Source organism: Rhodococcoides fascians A25f (assembly GCF_000760935.2).
Taxonomy (GTDB): Bacteria; Actinomycetota; Actinomycetes; order Mycobacteriales; family Mycobacteriaceae; genus Rhodococcoides.
Genome location: NZ_CP049744.1, coordinates 5,021,417 through 5,039,690 on the forward strand (window position 1 = coordinate 5,021,417; position 18,274 = coordinate 5,039,690).

At 64.0% G+C, this 18,274-nt stretch carries 20 protein-coding genes; 6 read left to right on the plus strand and 14 right to left on the minus strand.

The annotated features are described in order from the left end of the window. Positions 1-215 precede the first annotated feature (215 nt). Complete coding sequence (locus tag BH93_RS23485) at positions 216-1,223, plus strand: endonuclease/exonuclease/phosphatase family protein (protein WP_242459047.1); 1,008 nt, start codon at positions 216-218, stop codon at positions 1,221-1,223. Between the two features lie 24 nt (positions 1,224-1,247). Here BH93_RS23485 and BH93_RS23490 read toward each other — a convergent pair whose 3' ends face one another. Further along, positions 1,248-2,603, minus strand: coding sequence for an Hsp70 family protein (locus tag BH93_RS23490; RefSeq protein ID WP_052064978.1), 1,356 nt, complete (start codon positions 2,601-2,603; stop codon positions 1,248-1,250). A gap of 153 nt (positions 2,604-2,756) precedes the next feature. On the opposite strand from BH93_RS23490, the gene BH93_RS23495 reads away from it, so the two are divergent. Beyond that, positions 2,757-3,266 carry an arsenate reductase/protein-tyrosine-phosphatase family protein gene (locus tag BH93_RS23495; RefSeq protein ID WP_037172868.1) on the plus strand — a complete coding sequence of 170 codons (510 nt, stop codon included), beginning with the start codon at positions 2,757-2,759 and terminating at the stop codon, positions 3,264-3,266. A 90-nt stretch (positions 3,267-3,356) separates the two neighbouring features. After that, a complete protein-coding gene (locus BH93_RS23500; RefSeq protein WP_032376185.1) occupies positions 3,357-3,728 on the plus strand; it encodes a hypothetical protein in 372 nt (123 codons plus the stop codon). A 4-nt stretch (positions 3,729-3,732) separates the two neighbouring features. Here the strand turns inward: BH93_RS23500 and BH93_RS23505 are convergent, their stop codons facing one another. From BH93_RS23505 to BH93_RS23515, 3 genes are read right to left on the minus strand one after another with little or no spacing between them, the layout of a single operon-like run. Next, positions 3,733-5,520: an ABC transporter ATP-binding protein gene (locus BH93_RS23505; protein WP_052064979.1), complete on the minus strand. Its 1,788-nt coding sequence runs from the start codon at positions 5,518-5,520 to the stop codon at positions 3,733-3,735. 21 nt (positions 5,521-5,541) lie between these two features. Continuing rightward, entirely contained in the window at positions 5,542-6,006 is a 465-nt protein-coding gene (locus BH93_RS23510) for an ATP-binding protein (RefSeq protein WP_052057768.1), read from the minus strand. Between the two features lie 21 nt (positions 6,007-6,027). Continuing rightward, entirely contained in the window at positions 6,028-6,363 is a 336-nt protein-coding gene (locus BH93_RS23515; protein WP_371832109.1) for an STAS domain-containing protein, read from the minus strand. A 125-nt stretch (positions 6,364-6,488) separates the two neighbouring features. Between BH93_RS23515 and BH93_RS23520 the strand changes: the two genes are divergently transcribed. Together BH93_RS23520 and BH93_RS23525 are read left to right on the plus strand one after the other, a co-directional pair. Continuing rightward, positions 6,489-6,896: a fluoride efflux transporter FluC gene (locus BH93_RS23520; RefSeq protein WP_052064980.1), complete on the plus strand. Its 408-nt coding sequence runs from the start codon at positions 6,489-6,491 to the stop codon at positions 6,894-6,896. Further along, the gene (locus tag BH93_RS23525; RefSeq protein ID WP_037172870.1) at positions 6,893-7,258 is read left to right on the plus strand and encodes a CrcB family protein; all 366 of its coding nucleotides are present in this window, start codon (positions 6,893-6,895) and stop codon (positions 7,256-7,258) included. Before BH93_RS23520 ends, BH93_RS23525 begins: the two co-directional genes overlap by 4 nt. Positions 7,259-7,270: 12 nt before the next feature. Here the strand turns inward: BH93_RS23525 and BH93_RS23530 are convergent, their stop codons facing one another. The 7 genes from BH93_RS23530 to BH93_RS23560 form a co-directional block, all read right to left on the minus strand. After that, positions 7,271-7,846, minus strand: coding sequence for a YdcF family protein (locus BH93_RS23530; protein WP_037172872.1), 576 nt, complete (start codon positions 7,844-7,846; stop codon positions 7,271-7,273). 50 nt (positions 7,847-7,896) lie between these two features. Then, positions 7,897-8,103: a hypothetical protein gene (locus BH93_RS23535; RefSeq protein ID WP_032376182.1), complete on the minus strand. Its 207-nt coding sequence runs from the start codon at positions 8,101-8,103 to the stop codon at positions 7,897-7,899. A 79-nt stretch (positions 8,104-8,182) separates the two neighbouring features. After that, on the minus strand, positions 8,183-8,917 hold the full coding sequence (locus tag BH93_RS23540; protein WP_032376181.1) for a MerR family transcriptional regulator: 735 nt from the start codon (positions 8,915-8,917) through the stop codon (positions 8,183-8,185). Positions 8,918-9,035: 118 nt separating this feature from the next. Then, complete coding sequence (locus BH93_RS23545) at positions 9,036-10,559, minus strand: flavin-containing monooxygenase (protein ID WP_037172874.1); 1,524 nt, start codon at positions 10,557-10,559, stop codon at positions 9,036-9,038. Continuing rightward, positions 10,556-11,476, minus strand: a complete 921-nt coding sequence (locus BH93_RS23550; RefSeq protein WP_037172877.1) for a hypothetical protein — start codon at positions 11,474-11,476, stop codon at positions 10,556-10,558. Before BH93_RS23550 ends, BH93_RS23545 begins: the two co-directional genes overlap by 4 nt. 1 nt (position 11,477) lies before the next feature. Then, positions 11,478-12,356 (minus strand): SDR family NAD(P)-dependent oxidoreductase, encoded by an 879-nt coding sequence (locus BH93_RS23555; RefSeq protein WP_037172878.1) that lies wholly within the window; start codon positions 12,354-12,356, stop codon positions 11,478-11,480. Further along, the gene (locus BH93_RS23560) at positions 12,356-13,360 is read right to left on the minus strand and encodes an alpha/beta hydrolase (RefSeq protein WP_277950834.1); all 1,005 of its coding nucleotides are present in this window, start codon (positions 13,358-13,360) and stop codon (positions 12,356-12,358) included. The genes BH93_RS23555 and BH93_RS23560 overlap by 1 nt, the downstream gene beginning before the upstream one ends. 112 nt (positions 13,361-13,472) lie before the next feature. Here BH93_RS23560 and BH93_RS23565 point away from each other — a divergent pair, with 112 nt between their 5' ends. After that, a complete protein-coding gene (locus tag BH93_RS23565) occupies positions 13,473-14,561 on the plus strand; it encodes a ferredoxin--NADP reductase (protein WP_242459256.1) in 1,089 nt (362 codons plus the stop codon). A gap of 16 nt (positions 14,562-14,577) precedes the next feature. On the opposite strand, the gene BH93_RS23570 is transcribed toward BH93_RS23565, so the two are convergent. From BH93_RS23570 to BH93_RS23580, 3 genes are read right to left on the minus strand one after another with little or no spacing between them, the layout of a single operon-like run. Then, positions 14,578-15,255 (minus strand): TetR/AcrR family transcriptional regulator, encoded by a 678-nt coding sequence (locus tag BH93_RS23570; protein ID WP_037172880.1) that lies wholly within the window; start codon positions 15,253-15,255, stop codon positions 14,578-14,580. Next, positions 15,252-16,073, minus strand: a complete 822-nt coding sequence (locus BH93_RS23575) for an alpha/beta fold hydrolase (RefSeq protein ID WP_032405508.1) — start codon at positions 16,071-16,073, stop codon at positions 15,252-15,254. The genes BH93_RS23570 and BH93_RS23575 overlap by 4 nt, the downstream gene beginning before the upstream one ends. 21 nt (positions 16,074-16,094) lie before the next feature. Next, positions 16,095-17,630, minus strand: coding sequence for a flavin-containing monooxygenase (locus BH93_RS23580; RefSeq protein ID WP_347402319.1), 1,536 nt, complete (start codon positions 17,628-17,630; stop codon positions 16,095-16,097). Positions 17,631-18,274 lie beyond the last annotated feature (644 nt).

Consider the following 18,274-nt stretch of genomic DNA (forward strand, 5'->3'; position numbering starts at 1 on the left):
CCTAATCCTATCGACTGGATTTATTATTCGCACAGGATCGGACGGTAAGATTGTTTTCGTCCGGCGAACTATTTTCTGGGCCACCATCTCGACAGAAGCGGTATCGGACCCCGAAAACGAGGGCAGTCACACAGCGAACAGTCGGTTCCACGCCGGTAATGCCGGTGCGCAGCTTGTTCGTGATGGCACTTGCATATCGGCTCTGAGCTGGGCACATGCCGAGTGTAGACAACACCAGACACATCCATGCCCAACTCGGGCACGCAACAGGAGGTACCGCGGCGATGCGCCGTTTCGTTCGCACCGCAGCGCAGGTCATCGGCTGGGCTCTGGTCGCCATGACCCTCGGAATGTTCGTCATCCGGCAAGTTGGAGTGACCGAGATCTCCTTCGTTGCGCTGGTAGTCGGAGCTCCGTATCTGGGCGTGGCCTCCCTCGCCGCAGTGATCCTCTTCGCCGCTGCCCGCGCCCGCGTCGGGTCGGCAGTCGCTGTGCTGCTCACCATTGCTGTCGTCGGAGTGCAGGTGCCGATGTTCCTGGCCGACGGGCCGGACAATTCCGGCCCCGAGTTGTCCCTGTTGACCGTCAACGTCGCGCACGGGGACGCCGACGCTGCAGCCATCGTCGACGCCGTGCGCGACCACGATGTCGACATCCTCGCCGTCCAGGAACTGACGCCCGAGGAAGTGACCGATCTGCAGGCGGCGGGTATCGACGAACTTCTCCCGTTCTCCTTCACCGCGGCTCTCCCGGTGGCCGACGGCACCGGCCTGTGGAGCCGCACCCCGCTGACCGACGGCACCCGCCTCGACAACTTCGGCTTCGTGCCGGTACAAGCACGAACCACCGTCGACGGGCAGGATCTGACTCTCGTCTCGTTCCATGCGATGTCGCCGGCAACGCCCCGGCACACCGCCGAATGGGATGCCGACCTGGCCAGGATGCGGTCGATCATGGAGACCTACCAGGACACCGCAATCGTTGCCGGAGACTTCAACGCCACCAACGATCACCGGCAGTTCCGAACGTTGGCGTCGTCTCCGTTCTCCGACGCGGCCGACGCAGCGGGCGCGGGCCTGTTCCGCACGTTCCCTTCGGAACGCCCACTGGCCCGCTTGGATCATGTGGTGACGAACGATACCGTTCGTGCCCTGTCGGTCCAGCCGCTCGCGATCCCCGAGAGCGATCACCTGGCGGTTCTCGCCGAGTTGCAGCTGCCCTGATCGGGGCCCGACGCCGAAGCCGGGCTAGAAGCGAGGCAGTTGGATGACCGGTGGTGCCGGCAACTGGATCTGCGGCAGCTGAATCTGCGGAAGGCCCGGGATCAGCGGTGCCGGGGCGGGTGCGGGTGCAGCCGGCGGATCGTATTCCGGCTCGGAATAGGTGCGCGCCGGAGCCTGCGCGGCCTCGGTCGTGGGCGGCACCGTGGTAGTGGTGGGTGGCGCAGTGGTGGGCGGAACCGTCGTTCTCGGCGTGGTGGGCACCGCCGTGATCGGAGCGGTCGTTTCCGCTGGAGCGCTCGTCGGCTGTGTCGAACCACCGCCGTACCCGAGAGACAAGCCGAGCGCGGCAACGGCAACGAGACCGCCCGCGACGAGCACCGCGCCGCGGACCTTGCGCTTGGAGTCGGCCGGCTTGTCGGTCGCGGGATCGGGGCTCAACCAATCCGGAGCTCCGGACAACGATGCGGGCTCGGACGACGACTGCCGAACGCCCGGGGCCGGGGTGGGCTGACGCGGCGCGTCGGCAACCGGAGTCGCCAGCAGTGCCGCGCCGCGGGCAGCGACGGATTCCGGATCCGCGGGGGTGATGACCGGAAGGCCGATCCACGCGCTGAGAATCGACTCCACCAGCGGAATACGCGCTCCGCCACCGATGAGAACAAGAGCGTCGACGTGCTTGGGTGACCGCCCGATGACGTCGCGCACCAACCGCGCCGAGTACTCGATCGGAACGGTGACCAGCGACTCGAACGCCTCACGAGAGATCAGAATGACGCCGCCGTCACCGGGCAGGCACACCGCGCCACTGGTCGACAGCTGCTCCTTGGCCACGCGGCAACGCGCGGTGAACTGGCTCAGTTCCTGATTGTCGGCAATGTCGACGCCTTGCTTGGCGAGCTGGTTGTCCGAGATGAGCCGATCGAAGTCGTCCCCGCTGATGTCGATGGTGCGCTCGGCCAGCAGCACCTGGCCGGTGCCGCGGTCGATGACGCTGATCGTCAACCCGGAGCTACCGAGGTCGTAGAGCCCGATCGTGCCGAAGTGGCCCAGTTCGCCCGATGCCTCCAGATACTGCAACGCCGCACGCGCCTCGGGCACCAGCCGGTAGTTGTAGAGCCGCTGGCTCGCCATCGCCTGCTGGATCTCACCGAACTGCTGCTGGTCGCGGTACGCCACTCCGGTTGCCTGCACGGGGCCGCCGTCACCCGGTTGCGACAGCACCACCCCGATCGACTCGGCAGCCAACTCCTCGGCGCGATCCCAGTAGGCGTCGACGGTGTCGTGGTGAAAACCCAGACGACCCGAATTCTGCGGGCGCGCGTCAGGGCGAGCCATGCGCACCGCACTGGCTCCCACCGACACACCGAGAACTTCGGTCATTACCCGCCTCTTGTCGATTTCCCCGTGAACACACGCCGAGACCCGATGTCACGAACCAGTCTCGATCCCCCCGAAGGCACACTGTAGCGCGTCCCGCGACTGCGCCCCAGTGGACGCGACATCTCGCGTCGACCACACCATTACAGTTGCCGCATGCGCGTTCTGTTCGTCTGCACCGGGAACATCTGCCGATCTCCGACGGCCGAGCGCCTCGCTGCCGCATTCGCCCACGAAGGCGGCTTCGACGTGACCGCGAGCAGCGCAGGAACCCAGGGTCTGACCGGTCACGCCATGGACCCGACGGCCGCGATGGTGCTCACTCAGCTCGGCGGCGATCCGGACGGTTTTGTTGCCCGACGCCTCACCCCGGCGATCGCTGCCGACGCGGACCTGGTCCTGACGATGACGTCCGCCCATCGCGACGCCGTTCTGGCCCTCGCACCGCGGCAGATGCGTCGTACGTTCACCCTCCTCGAAGCATCCGGCCTGGCCGCTGCGTCGGGTGCACAGTCGATTGCGGATCTCGCGGATGCGCGGGCGGTGCATCGGGTCGACACTCTGGACATCGGAGATCCGTACCGCCGCGAGCCCTCGGAGTACGAGCTGGCCGGAGAACTGATCGCGGAGGCGTTGCCCACCGTGCTGCGGTTGACGCCGCAATGAACGTCCATCCCTCACAGCTTCGCTCGCTGAGGTAACGTTCTCGCATCATTGCCGACCATCCGGGTTCGGCCACGGCGTTAGGGTCTGTGCATGCGCGACAAGGTCATCGCGTTGGCAGCAGTGGCAAGCGCGGGAGTGGCCATCGCCGTCGGATTGACCATCGGCGCTCTGGGCGGTGCGTTCGACGACACGAGTCAGACGGTGCGTCCACCCGCACTGAAGTCGGACAACCTGAGCTCGGTCGTGTCGTCGCCGAGCTCGACCATCGTCGTCGTGCCTCCGTCCCCCACGTGGCAGGTCGCGGTGCCCACCACCGCTCGTCCCACGACGACAACTCCGGATCGGTCCGAGACGACGACGCGGAGCTCGCGTCGCACGACCGGTGCCGACCGCACGACCACCACGTCCGAGGACGAGTCGGACGACGAGACCACCACCACGGAGTCCGGTTCCGGACGCTAGCTGGTCAACTCGGGGTCGGCAGCGCGGTGGCGTCGCCGATTCGCAACGCAGCCACCAGTTCTCGGTACAGCGAATCGGTATTCATCAGTTCCTCGTGAGTGCCGCGAGCGCGGACCACTCCGTCCTCCATCACCAGGATCGTGTCGGCATCGAGCACGGTGGACAGCCGGTGCGCGATGGTGACGACGGCGGCTTCCGACGCAATGGCTCGAATCACCTCGTGGATGGCCGCCTCGGTGCGACCGTCGACCTGTGCCGTTGCCTCGTCCAGCAGAAGAATCTCGGGCCGACGAACGATGGCTCGTGCCAACGCGATTCGTTGACGCTGACCGCCGGAGACGGTCGAGCCGATCAGATCGGTGTCCAACCCGTCGTCCAGCGCACGAATGGTCGAGTCCAGGTGCACCGACTCGAGTGCCGCCCAGATGTCGGCCTCACTGGCCTCGGGGTGGCTGAACAGCAGGTTGTCTCGGATCGAACCGGGGATCACCGGTGTCTCCTGCTCCACGTAGGACAGTCGGGATCGCACCTCGTCGATGGTCAGGTTGTCGTAGGGCGTGCCACCGAGCCGAATCTCACCGCTCTCGGGCGTGAGGAAACGCAGGATCAACGAGAACACGCTCGTCTTGCCTGCACCGGACGGGCCCACGATCGCCGTGTGTCCACGTGCCGGCACCTCGAGATCGATGCCGTGCACGGCGGGTTCTCGACCGGGCGCGTATCGTGCTGTGACGCTGCGGAATTCGAGGGCGGGTGAAACCGAGTCGGTTCTCGTCGAGTTCGCTGCGCCTTCCACGCCCACCTCGGTCACCAGATCGTCTATCTGGCGGATACGCGCAGCCGCCGCCATTCCGGCCTGCAGCGCGGTGATGTTGGTGGCCAGGGTCTGGACCGGGCCCATCACTTGAAATGCGTACAGCAGGAACGCAATCAGACTCGACACCGCGAGCGCTCCGGTGCTGACTCGATAGCCGCCGAGACCGAGGATCCCGATGATGGCCAATTGAACACCGCCACCGGCGAACGTCCACGCCAATGCCGAAATCTTCACCGCTCGCACGCTGTGCCGAGCCGACGTGCGTGCCTCGGAGATCACCCGCTCCGATTCGCGGGTCTCGGCCCTGCTCGACTTGACGGTGCGGATTGCCCGCAGGGTGCCGTCCAGAATTCCACCCAACCGACCCACTGCTTCCTGAGACTGCCGCTGCGCCACGGCAATCGGCGGCATCAGACGCGAGAACAGAACCGCGATCGCGATAATGGCTGTCGCGATCGCACCGAGCAGAACCAGGTCGAGAACTGCCATCAGAATCAGTGCGCCCACCAAGCCCACCACGCTGTTCACGATGCCCACCAACGCATTCGACGCCGCCTCACGCAGCAAAACGGTGTCGGAGGTGACTCTGGTGACGAGCTCGCCGGTGGGCCGCGTGCCGAGACTGCCGACAGTGGCTCCGAAGTACTTGCGGACGATGGACTTGCGGGCGTCGAGAACGATACGTTCGGCCAGCACCCCCAGGACGATCCACTGGAAGTACAGCACCACCGACCCCACTACGAGCAAACCCACGAGCAGCAGAATCGGCCCGATCAGCGAGGCATCGGCGCCGAGGCCGTCGAGCACTCCCTTCGCGACCATCGGCGTAGCCAAGGCGGCACCCGTTCCGACGAGACCGAGGGTCATTCCGAGCGCAAGGGTGCGGCTGTGCGGTCGAACGAACTGCCACAGCACACGAAGGTTGGGGAGAGTTATCTTCTTCTTCTCCGCTGTAGCGATCTGCAAGTCGACCATGCCACCAGTGTGCCGGAGGAATCAGGTGCTACGGATCGCATCCCAGATCATGTGAACCGTCGTGCCGTTCTGATCCGAGGTGACCGCCGCACTGTCGGCCAGTGCTCGCATCAGCGGGACGCCACGCCCGCGATTGGGATCGGAGTTGTGCGACGCCCAATCCCCGCGGTCGACCACCTTCACATCGATCCGACCGTCCGCCACCCACAGCACGCGGATGTCGAGAGTCCCACGATCGGCATGATCCCGGTACGCGTGCTCGACGCTGTTCGCTATGGCCTCGTACGTTGCCAACACCACGTCGTAAGCCCGATCCGGATCGACGCCCACGCTGTCCAACCACTCACCGAGCTCACGACGAATAGCCGACGCCCGATCAGCGTCGGCAGGCTCGCCGGTGAACAGCAGTTCTTTCATTCGCGTGCCTGCCGTCGAGATCGAACTGTCGGAACGTGAGTCGTCACCTCCGGAGAGTGTCGCCATCATGAGTCCCGTCTACCCAAAAGTTCAGGATCTACCCTTACGAAGTGCACCGAAAGCTTCGTCGACCGTTGCATAGATGCCGAAGACCTCGTCCAGACCGACCAGAGTGAGTGGACGACCGGTGGCCGGACCCTCTGCGACCACCGCAAACCCGGCCTCGCCGCCGAGTTGCTGATGGGTGGACGCCAACAGCGACATTCCTGCGGACGCGAGAAATCCCACGTTACTGAGATCGATCACCACCGCCGTCGGCGACTTCTCGAGCACGAGAGCAACCGACTCGGACAAGTCGGGAGCGGTCACCAGATCCAGTTCACCGGACACGGCCAGAACCACATCCCGATCACGCCATTCCACGATCACATCGAAGTGCTGGGGCCCGAGGCCCATGTCGTCCACAGTCACAAGGCGACTTTACCCTGGTGCACCCTGGCCGACTTTCTTCCGATCGGCCGAGTTGCTCGACTCCCATTAGGCTCGCTTCGGTGATCGAGGGACTGCAGGGAGCGGACCGTCGTCGATCGATCGGTGAGTACCTCGCGGTCACTGTCGGCGGTGCGGTAGGTGCGGCGATGCGGTACGAGGTGTGGACGTGGCGCTTCACGCCGCGATGGCTGTTGATGAGCACGTTCGGCGTCGATGTGTTCGGCTGCCTCGTCGTCGGAGCCGCCCTGGGTTATCTGTCGGGACGGTCGGCCCCCGTCGCCCGCGCCGGAGTGTTCGGGCTGGCATGCGGGTTCACCACCTTCAGCCTGTACGCGCTCCAGGCGGTGACGCACCGCGGTGCCTGGAACTCGGTGGTCTACCTCGTGTTCACTCCCGTGATCGCGTTGATCGCCATGGCCATCGGCGCAGCTATAACAAGACCGACCGCAAAACCGGGCAGCCGATGACGACCATCGTTCTCGTGGCGGTCGGGGGCGGACTGGCAGCACTTCTCCAGTTCGTGTTCGCGTTCGCGATCACGTCTCGCCGCCGGTTGTCCGCGCTCAATCTGACGGCATGTGCAGCGCTGGGGCTCGTGTTCGCAATCGATCCACCGGACGCTCTCAGGTCTGTGGTCGGTGTCGGCTTCCTGGCCTCGGTGGCTCCGATGGCGGCTCTGGCATCGGTCACGATCGGACTCGCCCGACAGCGGCGGTATCGGAGCGCGGCAACCTTTTTCGCCGCGAATGTCGTGGGAGGTATCGCTGCGGCGATGTTCGGATTCCTGGCCTGGAAGTCGGGCGTCACGCTCTTCTACAAGATCGTCTGAGCCCCACCGGGGTCAGTCGCTCGCCGCGTCCTGGCACGACCCCTGCACGCCGGCCTTGACGAACCCTGCAATTTGGTAGAGGTACGTGAACTCCCACTCGACGAGGGAGAAGTCGTAGGCGCGTGGCGTCGGACGCATCGTGACGGTGCCGTCGAAGCACTGGTCGAAGATGTACCGGGCGCGGGGTAGGTGGTAGCGCCACGTGACGACGATGACGTGCTTCCACCCGCGCTCGCGGGCGAGCTCCTCGGTGAACATCGCCTCTCCGCGCGTGGTCGACGGAGTCGGCGGAATACACAGCACCTCGAACTCGGCAGTGGACGCCGCGCAGGCCTTCTTCATGGTGGGGTCGCTGGATCCGTACGGGTCGGAAAGCACTACCGTCTTCGCCAGACCTTGCTGGGCGAGAGAAATGCCGTAGGCCTCGCGGCCGTCGTGCTCGCCGCCGAGTACCACGATGGCATCGGCGGTGGTCAGCGGATCGACGCGGGCCTTGGTGAACGCGATGTATCCGCCGACGCCCACCAGCGACACCAGTACAACCGGGATCGCGAAGGCGAGAAGCAGCAACAAGCGTCCACGGAACACCTCACCAGGTTAGGGAAGGTGTTCCGTGTACGCGCGGTCAGAGACTCGAATCACTCACTCGGCTGCGGGACGGTGACGTTGCAATCGGTGACCTCGGGGTTGACCCCGAAGTAGTTGAGCGGTCCCGCGACAACGGTCAGGGCGATGGTGCCCGCGCCTGCGCAGTTGTCGGGTGCGCTCTCGAAATCTCCACGCTGGTACGACGCGAATGCGCCGATGATCAGCCAGACGAGAACGATCAACGTTACGAACCTCATGGTGCCCCCTTAGGCGGTCAGCCGCCGTTCGGCTGTCGAGAGTTACGTATGTCCGATTGTCGCAGTCTTCAAACCGCAGTCATTCGTTCTGTCTGGACAGCGTCTGCGACAGATAGTCGCTCAATGCCTGTTCCTGGACGCGATCGAGGGCGCGAGCCAGCTCTGCCTGCGCAGATTTCATCGCCAGGCTACGCATCTTCTCGAACATCTCGGTCGTCTCGGCCACCTCCCCGGACTTGGGAAGCCAACCCGGACCGTGTCTCGCGGCCAGATGGTCGGTCACACTCCCCACCATCGACTCCGCGATGGCGTTCATCTTCGACGCGGTCCGCTCGTGCTGGTCCAGCAGCTGTTCGAGGGTGAAGCCGTATTGGCTCAGATCGACGAACACCTCGAGGAGAGTGGGGTCGAGGATCTCGGCCTGATCCCCGTCGATCCTGATCAGTTTCGCGTCGATCAGTCGGGCAACGATGTCGTTGTTGTCCTCACCGAGAAACTGCGCAATCAGTTCGACGGGAATGATCGTGGTCTCGGCCGACGACCACTTACGAGTCACGATTTCCTGCAGGCCCAGGATTTCTTCCAGGTCCTTGCCCTGCTCCCAGCCAGCGAGAAAATCGGCAATGTGCGCGGAGGTGAAACCCCGCTGGAGCAGCGAGTCGATGACCTTCAACCGCGTCAGGTGATCGTCACCGTAGATACCGACCCGTCCTCGGAGCGTGGGCGGCGGCAGTAGTCCGCGTTCCTGGTACGCCCGCACGTTGCGAGTGGTCGTCTTGGCCTCTCGAGCCAAGTCGTCGATTCGATATTCCACCGAGCTCCCTACCTCCGCCGCGCGTCGACTCACAGGATATACGTCGACCACGCGGCGGAAGGAAGTTCCGAATCGGAGCCCGAACGTCATCGCAGCGACAAGCGTGCTCGCGAGCGATTCAGGAGTGGGCGACGGCCCGTGCCTGTTCCCGCGGCAGGTCGACGCGGCGCGGAACCATGGTGAAGTCGCCCTGTTCGACACCTTTGAGTTGGTTGACGTACTGGGTGGCGAATCCGGGGAACATGGTGGCGTTGAAGCCGTCCTCGGTGAGATACCAACTGCTGCAACCGGAATTCCAGGTCGTCTTGGCCAGTTTGCGCTGCATCTCCTCGTTGTACGCATCCTGGACGTCCTGGCGCACATCGGCGCTGTGCAGATTTCCCTCGAGCACCAGGGAGATCGCCTCGACGATGTAGTCGATCTGAGCCTCCATGTACACCAGCGCCGAGCTGTGTCCCGGCCCGGAGTTGGGACCGAAGGTGAAGTACATGTTCGGATAGCCCGATACCGCAATACTCTTGTATGCCTTGGCCCCTGCGCTCCATTCGTCGGCCAGCACGCGGCTGTCGCGCCCGGTGATCGGAATGGGGGTTCCGGTGTTGGACACGTCGAACCCGGTCGCGAACACGATGGCGTCGAACCGATGCTCGATGCCTTCCACGGTTCGAATTCCCTTGGGCGAGAGCGTTGCAATCGGCCAGGTCACCAACGTGCAGTTCGGCTTCTGCAGTGCCGGGTAGTAGTCGCTGGTCATCAGCAGTCGCTTGCAGCCGGCTCGGAACCGGGGTGTCAGCTGCCGCCGCAGCCACGGATCGCGAACCTGAGAACGCAGATGGGCGCGACCGACCAGTTCGACGATGCGCGTCAACGGGGTCTTCCACACGACGCCGAGGGCAACGGACTCGTGGCCCCAGAACCACAGCGAACGCGCCAGGGTCTGCGTCTGCGGGTACCGCGCATAACGACGCTTGGTGCCGGCCTGCGTCTTTCGATTGACTCGGGGCAGCGTCCAACCCGGGGTACGTTGGAAGACCTTGACCGTCTCGGCGATCTTCACCAGTTCGGGAACGATCTGCACAGCGCTCGCCCCGGTTCCGACGACGGCGACCTTCTTACCCTGGAAGTCGTAATCGTGATCCCAGCGAGCACTGTGAATCTTGTGCCCCTCGTACGTGTCGATGCCGCGAATGTTCGGCAGGCTGGCATTGGCGAGCGGCCCCGACGCCATCACCACCGTGCGCGCCCGAACATCGGCGTGCCCGTCGATGCTCAGGTGCCAATGCCCGGCCGCCTCGTTCCAGATGATGTCGACGACGTTGTGGCCGAATCGAATACGTGATTTTATGTCGAACTCGCCCACCATCGTGTGGATGTAGTCGAGTATCTCACCGCTGCCGGAGTACGTGTGCGACCAGTTCGGATTGGGGGCAAAACTGTACGAGTACAACCTGGACGGTATGTCGCAGGCTGCGCCCGGGTAGGTGTTGTCGCGCCAGGTTCCGCCGACCGCGCTACCGCGTTCGAGTATGACGAAGTTCTCGATCCCACTGTTGCGCAGCCGGATAGCGGTACCGATTCCAGCGAATCCCGCACCGACGATCACGGCGTCGAGTACGCCTTCGCGCACGTCGAACTCGCTCATGCGACGGGCTCGTAGGTCAGTTCCTTGGCCCAGGTGGGCTCGGAATTGAGAGTCTTGGTCGGGTACCGGCGAGTGAGCTTCACCAGGCCGTCCGCAAGGCGGTGGTATGGATGCTTGCGGTTGATCACAATGCTGCCGTGCCACTGCACGATTCGGTACATCGGCACGCGGAGCGCCTCGGGGCTACGCTCCCCCACACTGCGGAATCGCTTCATCGCGGTGTAGAGCCGCTCTTCGTCGACACCCATCTCCACGATGTTGTCGCGCATCTTGTTCAGCAGTGGGATGTATCGCAGTGTGCCGACGATGAGCGCCGGGTTCATCCAGGCACCGACGGTGTCGACCAGTATCTTGCGCATCCGGGAATGGCCGAGGAGCTCGATGACTGCGAAATCGACTGCGAGATGGCGTGATTCGTCGGAGTTGATCTTCTTGAACACGGCCTGACACACCGGGTCGTCGATCTCGTCCATGATGAACTTCACCAGCGCACCGTCCAGCGCCACCTCGAGCATCGGAATGACGGTGCCCAATACGGCCAGGGACAGCCCGTCCGAGTGCTTGTCCAGCCAGTCGATCACGAGCTTGACGTTGATGTTCGGCTCGGGCATCTCGTCGCCGTCGAGCATTCCCCAGCGCCGCATGAGGGCGAGTTCGGCGTTGGCGTGCTTCTGTTCCTCGGCGTGGAAGTAGCGATAGATCTCTGCCAGCGTCTCGTTCGGAGCCTTGAGTGCCATCGCCGCGAATCCGCGAGCACCCACGTTCTCGATCCACATCAGATCGGACATGAAGGGCTTGAGTTTGGCGTGCAGTTCGGGGCTGATGGTCTCGGCTCCCGGGCCGTCCCAATCGATGTCGGCCAATGCCCACTGACGGTCCTTGATCTTGGTCAGCATGTCTTCGAAATCCATTGCCATGTCAGGCTCCTGTGGTTGTCGAGGTGAGGGATTCGTTCTTCGCCGGCTCCTGCTCGGCGGGCATCACACGATTGAGCAGTCCGAGAAAGCGCACGTACACGGCGGGCAGCAGTCTCTTGAATCGCCAGACGGCTTTCGCGTCGAACTGGGGCACGACGTAGAGCCGACCCCGGTCGAAGGCGTCGAGCGTTCGGGCGGCGATCTTGTCCGGCGAGCGTCCGGTCCAGCGCATCGCGAACTCGGCCAGCCGGGACGAACTCGCCGTGATCCGGCCGTCGACGGCAACGTTGGTCTTGACGAAGGTGGGGCACAGAACCGATACCCGCACACCGGTACCCGACAGTTCCGCCGCCATCGTTTCCGACAGGCTCATCACTGCGGCCTTGCCGACGTTGTACGGACCCATCAGCGGCGCTGCAGCAAAGCCGGCAGCGGAGGCCACGTTGATGATTCCGCCCTCACCGGCGGCTCGAAGCGCAGGAGTGAACGCCTCACAGCCGTGGATCACACCCCACAGGTTGATCCCCAGAGCCCAGTTCCAGTCCTCGAAACCGATGCTGCCGACGGGCTTTCCGCCGATGCCGACGCCGGCGTTGTTGATGAGCACCGTGGTGGGTCCGTCGAATTCGATGCCGGCACGCAGCGCCAGTTCCTCGACGTTCTCGCGGATCGAGACATCGCACTCGACGGCGTATCCGGTGGCCCCGAGGGCGTTCACCATCGCTACCGTCTCCTGCGCGCGAGGCAACGAGATGTCGGCGCACATGACGGCTCCTCCGCGCCGAGCCAGCTCGAGTGCGAACGCCCGGCCGATGCCGCTGCCTGCACCGGTCACCACCGCTCTCGACCCGTACGAGGGTTTTCCGGCCTTGGTTCTCATCAGCTCACCTGTTCCTTCGAATCATCTTGTACAACTTGACTGTCGAGCGCATGGGCGATGAACTGGGCGGCATGCCCGAGCGCATGCTCGGCCTCGGGTATCAACCTCGGGAGAGCTTGGAACACATGCATCTGATCGGGCCAGATCTCGAGTTCGCTCTGTCCGCCTGCCGCGTCGATCATGGAATGCAGGTGCCGCGCATCGCCCCGCAACATCTCGGCTCCACCCACCTGAATCAGGGTGGGTGGAAAATTGCGCACGAGTGCGAGATCGAGCCGGAGACGCGGGAGATTCGCATCGTGACCGTCGGTGTACAGCGCCACGAGTCCCCTCGCTGCCTTCGCTGAAATCATCGGGTCCTTGCGCGTGCGCTCCATCCGCGCCGAGAGCTCGAAGTCGAGATCGATCAACGGCGAGAACAGCACCATCGCTCCCGGTTGCGGCGTCCCGGTCCGGTCGTTCTCGATGATCAGGTCGGCGGCCAGGTGTCCGCCGGCGGAGTCCCCGGCGATGACGATGTTCGATGCGTCGTACCCCTGGCTCAGCAGCCAGCGGTACGCGGCTTCGAGGTCGTCGGCCGCGGCGGGAAACGGGTGTTCCGGCGCGAGCCGATAGTCCACCGTGAACACCGGCAGGCCCGTAGACCTGGACAACCTCGCGGTCAGACCACGATGCGTACGCGCCGAGCAGATGACGTATGCACTGCCGTGAATGTAGAGAATCACGCGTGGCCCCGGGGTCAGGCCGGGTGCTCGCACCCACTCACCGCGCACCGGGCCCTCGGCCACGAGGTCCACCGTCGTTCCCTTCGGAACCGGACCGAACAGGTTCATCGAGGTAGCGACCAGGCGTCGGGAGAACTCGATGCCGCGGCGGGACGTCGGAAGCAGGTTCGTCATCGGACGCAGAGTCAGCCGAGTCATCAAGGCAGCCAGACGAGTTCGCCGAGACCCGGCGCTGAATGCGCCGCGAGGCAGGTAGTCGGCGTCGGTGGTCGGAGTCACGTCATCACTGTCACCCGCTATTCGCCATTTGTCAATGGCCTATTAATTAGTGGCGGAGTATGTAACAGTGAAGACCGACACCGAAAGCGCAAGGGAGCGAGCACACGTGACGATGTTCAGGAGCGGACCATCGGCGGACCTCGATCCGTCTGCCATCGGTTCCGAGGACAGGATCTTCGAGTTGGAGATCGCCGAGGTGACCTGTGAAAACGAGGATGCGATCTCTCTCGGTTTCGCGGTTCCCGAGCACCGGGAAGACCAGTTTCGGTACGAGCCGGGGCAATTTCTCACCTTGGAGATCCCGTGCACCGACGGTGGCTCGGTAGCCCGTTGCTACTCCTTCTCCAGTTCTCCGGTCCGCGACCCGCTTCCTACCGTGACAGTCAAGCGCATCCAGGGCGGGCTGGCATCACACTGGTTGCACAACAACGCTGTTCGCGGGATGCGCCTCAGGGCACTGAAGCCGTCGGGCCTGTTCGGACCCGAGAGCTGGGACGTGGATTTTGTCCTCATGGCCGCCGGCAGCGGCATCACCCCGATCATGTCGATCATCAAAACGGCCCTGTTCCGGCACGACAACCGGATCACCCTGGTCTACGCCAACCAGAACCGCGACTCGGTGATCTTCGGGGAGCAACTGAACGAACTACAGTCCCGCTTTCCCGATCGTCTCGAGGTGCACCACTGGTACACCTCGGATTCGGGGCTACCCACCGCTGCCGGACTGGCCTCGATGGATACGACAGTTCCTGCCGAATGCGAGGCCTTCCTGTGCGGCCCTCCGCAGTACATGAACGTCGCCGAGGAGTGGCTCACCCGCACCGGCACGACGGCGCGCAGAACACATCGAGAGGTGTTCTCCTCCTTCGACTCCAACCCGTTTCGCACCGCCGACACTGCGTCGCCTCACGAGACGGATGCGAACTCCGTCACCGCTCAGGTCGAAATCGACGGAATGGAAACCGAGTTCGCCTGGAATGCGGACACGAAGCTGCTCGACCGGCTCCTCGAGCTCGGTCTCGACCCGCCGTACGTGTGCCGCGAAGGGACCTGCGGCGGTTGCGCTTACACGCTCACGGCAGGTTCGGTGACGTTGCTGGCGAACGAGACACTGGACGAGTACGAACTCCAGCACGGCGTCCGATTGGCCTGCCAGTCCGTGCCCGATTCCACGAGCGTTCGCGCGGTGTTCGACCGCTGATGCTTGAGGAGGGCGCTCAGCCGTCGAGCGTCAACGAGTGAGGCTTCGAGGCAAAAGTCGCAGCCGATCCCGCGGCGCGCGCTATCCCCGCGATTCCGCCCCAGACCATCATGGTGAGGTAGTCGACGAGTTCGTCGGCCGTCATCGTTCTATCGAAGATCCACCAGTGTGACGCCAACCGGACCGCACCGATCATGGCGAATGCGATGGGCATCGAGCCGGCCGTGGAGAAATCGCGCTCTCGAAATCTCTCGGCGATGACCGTCGCCAGCAAGTCTGCGATCAGCTCCTCCGCCGCGGTGATGATGTCCTGATTGCCGCTGACTGCACTGTTGGCGTGGACGTAGATGTAGATATCGGGATCGGTGGACACCGTCGTGACGTAGGCACTGATCACCGCACGGGTGAGGTGGTACTCGTCGTGGTCCTCGGAGATCGCGTCCTGGATCCGGGGCACCAGTGCAGTCTCGACGTATCGAGCCATCGCAGCGTCGGCGAGACCCTTCTTGTCCGTGAAGTGTTTGTACAGAACGGTTTTCGAGACGCCGTTCGCCGAGGCGATGGCATCCATACCCACGTCGTGTCCGTGCTCACGAATGACTGCCAGGGTGCGATCGAGCAATTCACGCCGCCGAGTGATTCTGTGGTCGCGCCACCGGAGGCTTCGCCCGTCGACCTTGACCGCCACGCTCATGCCGACTGCGATACCGCTCGTGATCCCCGCAGCAGAATCGACGCAACCAGCTCGGGATCGTCCGACATCGGCACGTGCCCGAGACCCGGGTACGTCGTCACTTCGGCCTGCGGAAACGTTCGACGCACCAGCGGTGCCTGATACACCGGCAGAACCAAGTCACGACGCCCCCACGCCACGGTGACGGGAACGGTCTCGTCGACCGGAATACTGAACCGCGGAACCGCATTTCCGGCCGCATCGATCGCGCGGTTGGTGGTGATGCTGAGCGCGTCGATCGTGGCCGTCTCCGCGGGAACGCGCCACGGCTTGGCGTAGAACACGCCGTTGGCGACGGTGCGTCCGACGACCGAACGCATGATTGCGGGCGCGATGGGGCTGATGATTCGAGACAAGGCCCGCAGCAAACGAAACACCAGCAGCGCCCGCGTCTGATCCCAGTGGCCGCGGAAGAAGCCGGCCGGTGAGAGCGCTGTGGCCGAGGCAACCGACCCGCGGGCGGCCAGTTCGAGTGCAAAGTACCCACCCAGCGAATTTCCGGCTACGTGCGGTTTCTCGCCGTCCACGGCCACGTGCTCGAGAAAGCGCTCCAGTTCGGCCACGATCCATGGACCCAGATCGAATGCCTCGGTGGGGAGTTCCGGCGAATCGCCGTGGCCGGGAAGATCCACCGTCACCACTCGCCGGTGCCGCGACAGTGTCTCGATGACACTGTCCCACGCGTGCTGCCGGTGCACGATGCCGTGGATCAGCACCAGGGTCGGGCCCTCACCGCGGATGGTGTGCGCCAGTGCGGGACCGTCGATCTCGAAAGTCATTGCGATCCAATCTCTTCTCGTCTACCCGGTCCGAACGTCCACCGATGCGGGATCGGCCACCGTCGCAGGCACGGTTCGCCCGAACGTCATCGATTCCGTCAGGTCGTCGAACCGCGCGTCGATTCTGTCGAGAATATAGTTCTGCCGCACCGACCAGGGCCGTTCGGTCCCGGATTTCGGTAGCTCGTAGAGCGAGCGGGTGACGTATCCCGATGCGAGATCGACGACCGGCCGGGATTCCACCGGCTTTCCTGCTCGGTCCGGAATCGCATGGGTATATCCGTGAGAGCGCATGTACACGAGCAGCTTTGCCACTGCCTTGGCCGTCATATCGGCCTTGAGCGTCCACGAGGCATTCGTGTACCCGATGCACCAGGCAACGTTGGGCACGTCTTCGAGCATGTGACCCTTGTAGACGAACTTGTCGTGCGCCGCGAGCGGCTTGCCGTCCAGTGAGAGCTCGATGCCGCCGAATGCCTGCAGTTTCAAGCCCGTTGCGGTGACGATGATGTCGGCAGGGATCTCGTCACCCGATTCCAGTGCGATGCCGTCGGCAGTCACCCTGGCGATGCGGTCGGTCACCACGGTCGCTCGGCCGGAGCGAAGGGCCTTGAAGAGGTCGCCGTCCGGCACGACACACAACCGCTGGTCCCACGGGGCATACGTCGGGTCGAAGTGCTTGTCGACGTCGTATCCGCGCGGCAGCTGCGCCTTCGTCATCGCCCGGAACACCCTGCGGGCCGTCTTCGGTGCGCGTCGGCACAGTTGATACGAGCCGACCATCAACAGTGCGTTTCGCCATCGCAACGCGCTGTGCGCAAGTGCGTCCGGCAGTACGCGGCGAGTGATCGTGGTGAACGGATCGGTCATCGGTAGTGATGCGATATAGGTCGGTGAACGCTGCAGCATCGTCACCGACGCGGCGTCGGCCGCGAGCGAAGGCACCAATGTGATTGCGGTTGCACCGCTCCCGATCACGACGACCCTCGTGCCGGAGTGGTCGAGCCCTTCCGGCCATTGCTGGGGATGCACCACCTGCCCGGTGAACTCGTCGAGCCCGGGAAGGTCGGGGGTGTACCCACCCGAGTAGTCGAAGTATCCGGTGCACAGGAACACGAATCGACTGCGGTAGGTCGTGGGAACGCCGTTCGTCAGGGCGTCGACCGTCCACAGATCCGTCGACGAATCCCAGTTCGCCGCCGTGACCATGGTCGAGAAATGTGTGTGCTCGTCGATACCGTTGGCGTAGGCGGTATCGACGATGTAGTTGCGGATGTCCTCGCCCTGAGCGAGCAGAGTGTCCCCCTGCCACGGCGTGTGCGGGAACGAGAACGTGAAGATGTCGCTGTCCGAACGAATTCCGGGGTATCGGAACAGATCCCAGGTACCGCCTGCCCGCTCGCGACCCTCGAGAATCGCGTAGCTGAGCTCCGGTGCCATCTGCTGCAGGCGATACGCGGCGCCGATGCCCGATATGCCGGCACCGATGATGAGAACGTCCTTGAAGTTGTCGACAGCATTGTCGATCTGGGGCCACCGACCTGGGCTTTTCGTCACGCCACGCCTCACTGTCTTGCCGAACACCATCGCAATGTCGACCGACTGAGCAGCGGATCGCGACTTACATCACGTAATGTGCCATTGACGAGTGGTGGTGTCAATGACAGTCTTCAACGCATATCGAAGACAGGAACCCCTCATGAACTTCACTCCCTCCGTTGGCTGCACCCCCATCGCGCCCGGAACCAGTACCCGATGACTCCTGTGGTGGTCGGGGCCGCAGGAGTCATCGCCCTCGTCCTGCTCGCGTCGAGGGGGTCGGGTCTGGACTTCAACCGACGTTCCCTCACGGCGGCGTACACATCGGGCTCGGCGCGTGTTCCCCGAGAAAAGTGCAGGATCCGCTCGACGAGATGACCGAGCTGCCACTCGTGAAGGCAGCGAGAGAAGGTGCACGATGTGGCTCATCGTTTACATCGCTTTTCTTCTGCGGCTGGTCGTGTCGACCATGCTCGCCGTCTGCGTTGGCACGGTGATCTCCCGCAGCAGCCCGGAAGACGAGGCCGCCGAGATGCGTCGCCACATCGGGAAGCCCCCACGAGAACCGACACGGCGGCCGCATGCCCCTGCCGGTACTCCTGAATCCCGAGGGGCGTGACGAGTAAAAATTCGGCGGATGCCACAAAAATCCTGTGCTACCT